This window comes from Kumtagia ephedrae (assembly GCF_003012745.1).
Classification (GTDB): domain Bacteria; phylum Pseudomonadota; class Alphaproteobacteria; order Rhizobiales; family Rhizobiaceae; genus Kumtagia; species Kumtagia ephedrae.
Map to the genome: position 1 here is coordinate 33,543 of NZ_PXYK01000040.1, position 6,563 is coordinate 40,105.

At 66.6% G+C, this 6,563-nt stretch carries 4 protein-coding genes; 2 read left to right on the forward strand and 2 right to left on the reverse strand.

The window, feature by feature from the left end; genetic code table 11:
- Window positions 1–5 precede the first annotated feature (5 nt).
- Entirely contained in the window at window positions 6–665 is a 660-nt protein-coding gene (locus tag C7I84_RS27170) for an ABC transporter ATP-binding protein (protein WP_106775346.1), read from the reverse strand.
- An 80-nt stretch (window positions 666–745) separates the two neighbouring features.
- Complete coding sequence (locus C7I84_RS27175; protein WP_133170175.1) at window positions 746–3,562, reverse strand: KpsE/RkpR family capsule polysaccharide export protein; 2,817 nt, start codon at window positions 3,560–3,562, stop codon at window positions 746–748.
- Window positions 3,563–4,029: 467 nt separating this feature from the next.
- Here C7I84_RS27175 and C7I84_RS27180 point away from each other — a divergent pair, with 467 nt between their 5' ends.
- Both C7I84_RS27180 and C7I84_RS27190 read left to right on the forward strand, forming a co-directional pair.
- Window positions 4,030–5,004 (forward strand): ABC transporter substrate-binding protein, encoded by a 975-nt coding sequence (locus tag C7I84_RS27180; RefSeq protein ID WP_106775348.1) that lies wholly within the window; start codon window positions 4,030–4,032, stop codon window positions 5,002–5,004.
- A 242-nt stretch (window positions 5,005–5,246) separates the two neighbouring features.
- Window positions 5,247–6,266: a quaternary amine ABC transporter ATP-binding protein gene (locus C7I84_RS27190; protein WP_106775349.1), complete on the forward strand. Its 1,020-nt coding sequence runs from the start codon at window positions 5,247–5,249 to the stop codon at window positions 6,264–6,266.
- Window positions 6,267–6,563 lie beyond the last annotated feature (297 nt).

The window sequence follows — 6,563 nt, forward strand, 5'->3', positions numbered from 1 at the left end:
TCGGCTCAGGCGCCGCCCTGGGAGGCCTCGTAGTATTTGATCGCCTTGTTGAGCGAACCGAACTCCAGCAGCCTGCCATTCTCCATGACGACGCCGTGCTGGCAGAATTCCTTCATGATGGAGGTGCTGTGGGATATCAGCAGGACCGTGGAGTCCTTCAGCCTGTCCGACAGCACGATCTTGCATTTGCGCTTGAAGGAGACGTCGCCGACGGCGATCACTTCGTCGATCAGATAGTAGTCGAACTGGATCGCCATCGACACGCCGAAGGACAGGCGTGCCTTCATGCCGCTGGAATAGGTGCGCACCGGCTGCTGCATGTAGTTGCCGATCTCGGCGAAATCCTCGACGAAATCGAGCAGGTCGGGATAGTTGCGGCCGTAGATGCGCGCGATGAAGGCCAGGTTCTCACGGCCCGTCAGCGAGCCGTGCAGGCCGCCCCTGAAGCCGAGCGGCCAGGAGACCGAGGCCCTGCGCTCGACCTTGCCGCTGTCGGGGACCTCCGCTCCGGAGATCAGCCGCATCAGGGTCGATTTCCCCGCACCGTTGCCGCCCATGATCGCGGTGTTTCGACCCGGCACGAAATCGATGGAGACATCGTTGATGACGGATTTGCGGCCCATCCGGGCCGGATAGGATTTGCAGACGTTTTCAAGATGGATCATGGCTTCAGCGTGCCGGTACTCGATATTCCAGCGATGCGATGCGGGCCGTCGCAGCCGGCCCGCATCGATGTCGCTCTCGTCTACACCGTATGATCGCGGACCGCCTGCACGATCAGGTAGCCGATCAGCCAGACGATCGACAGGATGCAGAGGCAGATGAACGTGTTGACCAGCCGCAACGGATACAGTGCGACCTCCGGGACGTTCGGCTCCACCGCGATGGCGAAATAGCGATCCTGCTTGCGGGCTTCGGCCTGCGAGGTCTCCAGGGAAGCGAGCGCGGTGGTGTAGGCCTTCTCGGCGAACTCCTGTTCCAGGGACAGCGCGTTGTACTCCGTCAACTGCGTCGTCAGCGTGCGATCGCCGGTCCCCTGCCCTCCGGAGCCGATGCCGCGGCGCTTCTCCTCCAGTTCCGCCGTGTAGGAGGCGATCTGGCGGTCGAGCACGCGCACCGACGGTGAGTTCGAATCGACCGACGACAGCAGCGATGCCCGCCGCGACTTGAGTTCGATGATCGTCTTTTCGATGCCCTGCAGGATAGCCTGGTCCGATTCCGCGATCATGGTCGGGTTCGCTGTCTGCTCGCGATCGCGGAACACGGCGACCGCCTGCCGCGCCAGGACGAGACGATCTTCAGTCCGCGTCACCTCCGCCTGGGCATTCGAGATCAGCTTGAGGCGAGCCTTGGTGGACAGCTCATTGACCAACTCGTCGGACACTTTGAGCACGGCCTGGGCGATCTCGGCAGCGTCGTCGCCGTTGAAAGCCGTAACCTGAAACGTCGTGATGGCCGTGGTCGAGTTGTAGCTGGCATCGACCATCCACCGCCAGTATTTTATGAACTCCTCCAGAGGCATGTTCGGATCGATGCGATAGGCGAAGTCGATCTCCGGCCTGGCAAAGAACTTTCGCACATCGATTCCGAGCTTCTGCTGGATGTCGAGCAGCACCTGCTTGGAGTGGATGTAGTCGATCACGATATAGGCGTCCGCCGCCTGCGTGGTGGAGCCGGTCAGAGCGTTGAGCCCCAGATTCTCGAGCGACGACGTTTCGGTGCCGCGCACGGCGAAACGCATCTCGGAACGGTACTGATCGGACGACATGAAAAGATAGTAGAGACCGACCAGGAAGACAGGCAGGATCACCGCGAGCAGGAAGGACAGACGGGTGGGGCTCAGGCTGCGCCTGGCCTTCTTCGACCCGGCGACCGGCAACATCTTGTCGAGCGCGGGTTGAAGCGGCGGCGCCTCCGCCGGAGTTACGGGCTTGGGCGCGACGGGTGCTTTCCCGACAGCCGGCGCTTTCGCAACCACCGGCGCCGGCATCATATCCATACCGGCCTTCTTGAAGGCGAGTTCCGTCTTCTTTCGCGCGGCCACCATTCGCGCCTGCGCCTGGGGTGCCGGCTTGGCTCCAGTCGCCTCCAGCGCCCTTTCCGCGGCCGCCTGATGGATCTCGGCCTTTTTCCAGCCTTCTTCGGCTTTGATCAGAGCGGCTTCGAGGTTCTCCTGCGCCAGGCGATCGGTCGGGTCTGCCGAGTCCCCGTCGCTCCTGGCCGACAGCACACGGGCGGCATCGTTTCCGGCCCGCCGCCATGCGGCTTCCGCACCCTTGAACTTCGTCTCCACCGGATTTTCCGGCGCTACGGGGGCGGCAGGCTTGGCTTCGGCGGCCGGTGCGGCGGCTGCCGCCTTGGCCGGCACCACAGCCGGCGCTGCCGTTGCCGCCTTGCCATCGTTGCCGGGCGGGGTAGGCTTCACTTCGGCCGGCGCGGCGGCGTCAGCCGGCTTGACCACCTGCAGCCTCGGCGGGGCAGGCGTGACTGCGGCCGGCGCCTGCTGCGGCTTGGCGGGTTCAGCCTTCTGCGCCGGCACGCTGTCCGGCGCGACGGCCCGAACGGCGCCGGCAGCCTCGGCGGCTTTCGCCGGCGCGCCGTCTTGCGCCTGCGATGGTTTCGCCTCGCCCGGCTTGGAAATCGCATCCCCCGAGGTCGGCGCGGGACGAGCGGCGGTGGACGGCGCCGGCGCGGCCTCGCGCTTCTCCGACTGTTGAGCCGGGCTGCTCGGAGCGACCGGTCTCGGCGCCGGAGCACTGTCGTTGCGGGCCACCACTTCCAGCTTGGCTACCGGCATCGCCGGCCTGGCCGCCTGCGGGGACGGCGCCGGACTGCCAGCCGTGCCGGCATTCGGCGCGGCCGCATCGGCGCGCGGAGCGGCCGGAGTGGGCGGAGCCTGCGTCACGGGCCTGGGCGCAGGAGCGGGACCGCCGGCGATGGGAGATGGCGGGGGAGCCGTGACCGGACGGGCGGCGGGCAGACTTGCCGCCGGCACGGGCGAAAGCCCCGGCAGCGGCTTTGCCGGCATGGGCGTTGCCGGCCTGACGGCGGTTGAGGCCGAAAGCGCCGCCGTCACGGGCGCGGCGGGGCGGATATTCGCGGCCACGGGTGCAACGGCGGGAGACGCCGCGCCCCGGCTCGGCTCCGGCAGCTTGGGCGTGGCCAGGCCGAAAAGCGGCTTCTGCAGCGATTGCAGCGACCGCGCATCCGTCGCGATGGCGGGCGCCGCAACGGTCCTGTCGGCAGGCGGCGCCGGTTGAGGCGCCGCCGCCACGGCCGGCGGCGCCGGCCTGCGCTCGGACAGGGTCGATCGGAGCATCTCCAGCGCGCTCGGCGCCGCGGCTGCCGCCTGGGCGGGCGGCACCGGTCGGGCGTCCGGCTGTTCGGTGCCGACGGCCCGGCCGGCTGAATCGCCGGCTGCGGCCTTGGGTTGGGCGAATGCATCGCCGAAGGTGGGGTCGGAGCGCAGGGCTTCGACAATCGCGTCTATGGTGTCGGTTTCGTTCACGTGTGAGCCGTCCGGTTGTTGACCACAGGGAACCTCCCCTTCGACCCGCCGCAAATGCCTGTCGAGTTTGTCAAAATCTCGACAGTATAAGCGCAAGCCCGACGAGACGCCGTCGCCGCTCGTCGGCAGCGTCGCAAATCACAGTTCCATCTTATAGGGCGAAACGGGTCGCAATGCACCCCTATCCTTTGCATCGGCCTCGCCGAGGCACCCGCTCGACCGTTACGGCCGCGCAGCCGTGCATTTTCCTCCCCAGCTCATTGGAGCGCAGGCGGAGCCGATTTGCAACTCCTGTGGGAAAGACACCAGCCTGGAAGGCCGTGACCGTATTTTCCGCACCTGTCGATGATACACGGAGCAATCCGGGCAAAACGGCAGAAAAAGCCACAGCGCTTCATTGACAATCCGACATGCCGTGACGGAAAGTGCTGCGCAGGACGGCGCCGGCATCTCGCTGAAAGCCGCGATTCCGCGCCTCCGCATCAAAAAGAACAAGCCAGAGGGTGAGCAGGAGACTTCAGATGCCTCACGACATACGCATGACCAGGTGGGCGGCGAGCGCGCTTGCGCTTTGCGCGACCGCCTTCCTCGCCTCCGCCGGACCGTCGGCCGGCCAGGAATCCACCGATCCGATCAAGCTGACGCTGCACGACTGGACGGGCCAGCTCATCACCACCGAGATCATGGGCGAGGTGCTGAAGAAGGCGGGCTACAGCGTCGAATACGTGCAGGCCGACTATCTCGCCCAGTTCGCCGGGCTCGAGACGGGCGACCTGCATGTGGCGATGGAGATGTGGGAGACCACGGGCCGCGACGCCATGGACGCCTCCACCGCCACCGGCAAGACCGAGGTTTTCGGCCCGACCGGCATGAAAGCCAAGGAAGAGTGGTGGTATCCCGAATACATGAAGGAGAAATGCCCGGGGCTGCCGAATTGGGAGGCCCTGAAGGACGAGGCCTGCGCCGAGGCCTTCTCCACCGCCGAGACAGCGCCGAAAGGCCGCTATCTCGGCGGGCCGGTGACCTGGGGCGGCTTCGACGACGAGCGCGTCGAGGCGCTGGACCTGCCCTTCGAGGTGGTGCATGCCGGCACCGACGCCGCTCTCTTCGCCGAGCTGGAATCGGCCTATCAGCGCAAGGCGCCGATCCTTCTGTGGATCTACGCGCCGCACTGGGCGCCGGCCAAATACAAGGGCGAGTGGGTGGCGTTCCCCGAATACACCAAGGAATGCTACGGCGATCCCAAATGGGGCTCCAATCCCGACATGGCCTACGACTGCGGCAAGCCGCACGGCGAGATCTGGAAGGTCGGCTGGGCCGGCGTGAAGGACAAATGGCCCGGCGCCCACAAGGCGATCAAGGCCTTCTCCATCGACAATGACGAGATGGGCGCCATGATCACCGAGGTCGACCTCAACGGCAAGAAGGTGAGCGACGTCGTGGCCGAGTGGATGGGCAAGAACGAGCCGCGCTTGTCGGAGTGGATCAAGAAGTAGGGTGGTTGTCCGTCAGATCGAGGTTCGGTCGCTAGCGTGGCAGAAGCCGTGATCCTTCGCACCCCCCTCTGGCCTTCCGGCCATCTCCCCCGCAAGGGGGGAGATCAGCCGGCCGCCTGGTGCCTGCCAATCACCGAGGAGGCAGAAGGAGCGCCTAGGATGCAACTGCCAATCTCCCCCCTTGCGGGGGAGATGGCCGGAAGGCCAGAGGGGGGTGCGAAGGAACGCCGGCGCTCCTACCAATGAGCAAGAATCAACCCAAGCTCGTCTGCCGCAACGTCTGGAAGCTGTTCGGCTCCGGGGCCGTGGAGTTTTTTGCCGGCGGCAGGACATCGGCGACGCCTGAGGAGATCGCCGCGGTCAAGCTGATCGCCGCCGTCCGCGCCGTCGATCTCGCGGTCAACGAGGGCGAGATATTCGTCATCATGGGGTTGTCCGGGTCGGGCAAGTCGACGCTGGTGCGCTGCCTGTCGCGGCTGGTCGAGCCGACCGCCGGCGAGATCCTGTTCAACGGCGAGAACCTGCTCGCCGCCGACGAAAAGCGCATGATCGAGATCCGGCGCCACCAGATGGGCATGGTGTTCCAGAATTTCGCCCTGCTGCCGCATCTCAGCGTGCTTGCCAACGTCGCCTTCCCGCTGGAGGTCCAGGGCCTCGAGCGACCGGCCCGGGAGGCGCGGGCGAAGAAGATGATCGAGCTGGTCGGGCTCGCCGGCAAGGAGAGCTTCTTCCCGCGCGAGCTCTCAGGCGGCCAGCAGCAGCGCGTCGGCATCGCCCGCTCGCTGGCGGTGGAGCCGGAGCTGTGGTTCCTCGACGAGCCGTTCTCTGCGCTCGACCCGCTGATCCGCCGCGAGATGCAGGACGAGTTCATGCGGCTGCAGGCGGTGCTGAAGAAGACGATCGTCTTCATCACCCATGATTTCGACGAGGCGATCCGGCTGGCCGACCGCATCGCCATCATGAAGGATGGCGCCATCGTCCAGGCCGGCACGCCGGAGGACCTCGTGCTCAACCCTGCCACGCCCTATGTCGCCGAATTCACCCGTGCCGTGCCGAAGGCAAAGGTGGTCAAGGTCGGTTCGATCATGAAGCCGGCGCCGGCCGGCCTGAACGGCGCCGCCGTGCCGGTCCGCGCGACGGTTGCCGAGGCCGCGCCGCGCTTTTCCGCCGGCGCCGAGCTGCTGCGCGTCGAGGACGGCGAGGGCCGCACCGCCGGCGCGCTGCACCGCGCCGACGTCGTCGAGCTGATGATGCGGGGGTGAGGATGTTTTCGCTCCTTCGCACCCCCCTCTGTCCTGCCGGACATCTCCCCCGCAAGGGGGGAGATTGGCCGTCCGCCCGGTTTTCGCCAATCACCAATGTTGGGGGTGAAGCGGCAAGACCGAAGCTGCCAATCTCCCCCCTTGCGGGGGAGATGTCCGGCAGGACAGAGGGGGGTGCGAAGGAGCGCCGGCGCCCGTCCCGCAAAATGGCGGTCGCGTTCCCATGAGCGTGCCCGGCATCGACACCCGCCCACTCGCCCCGCGCCTAGACGGCGGCATGCTGTCCATCCCCTGGCT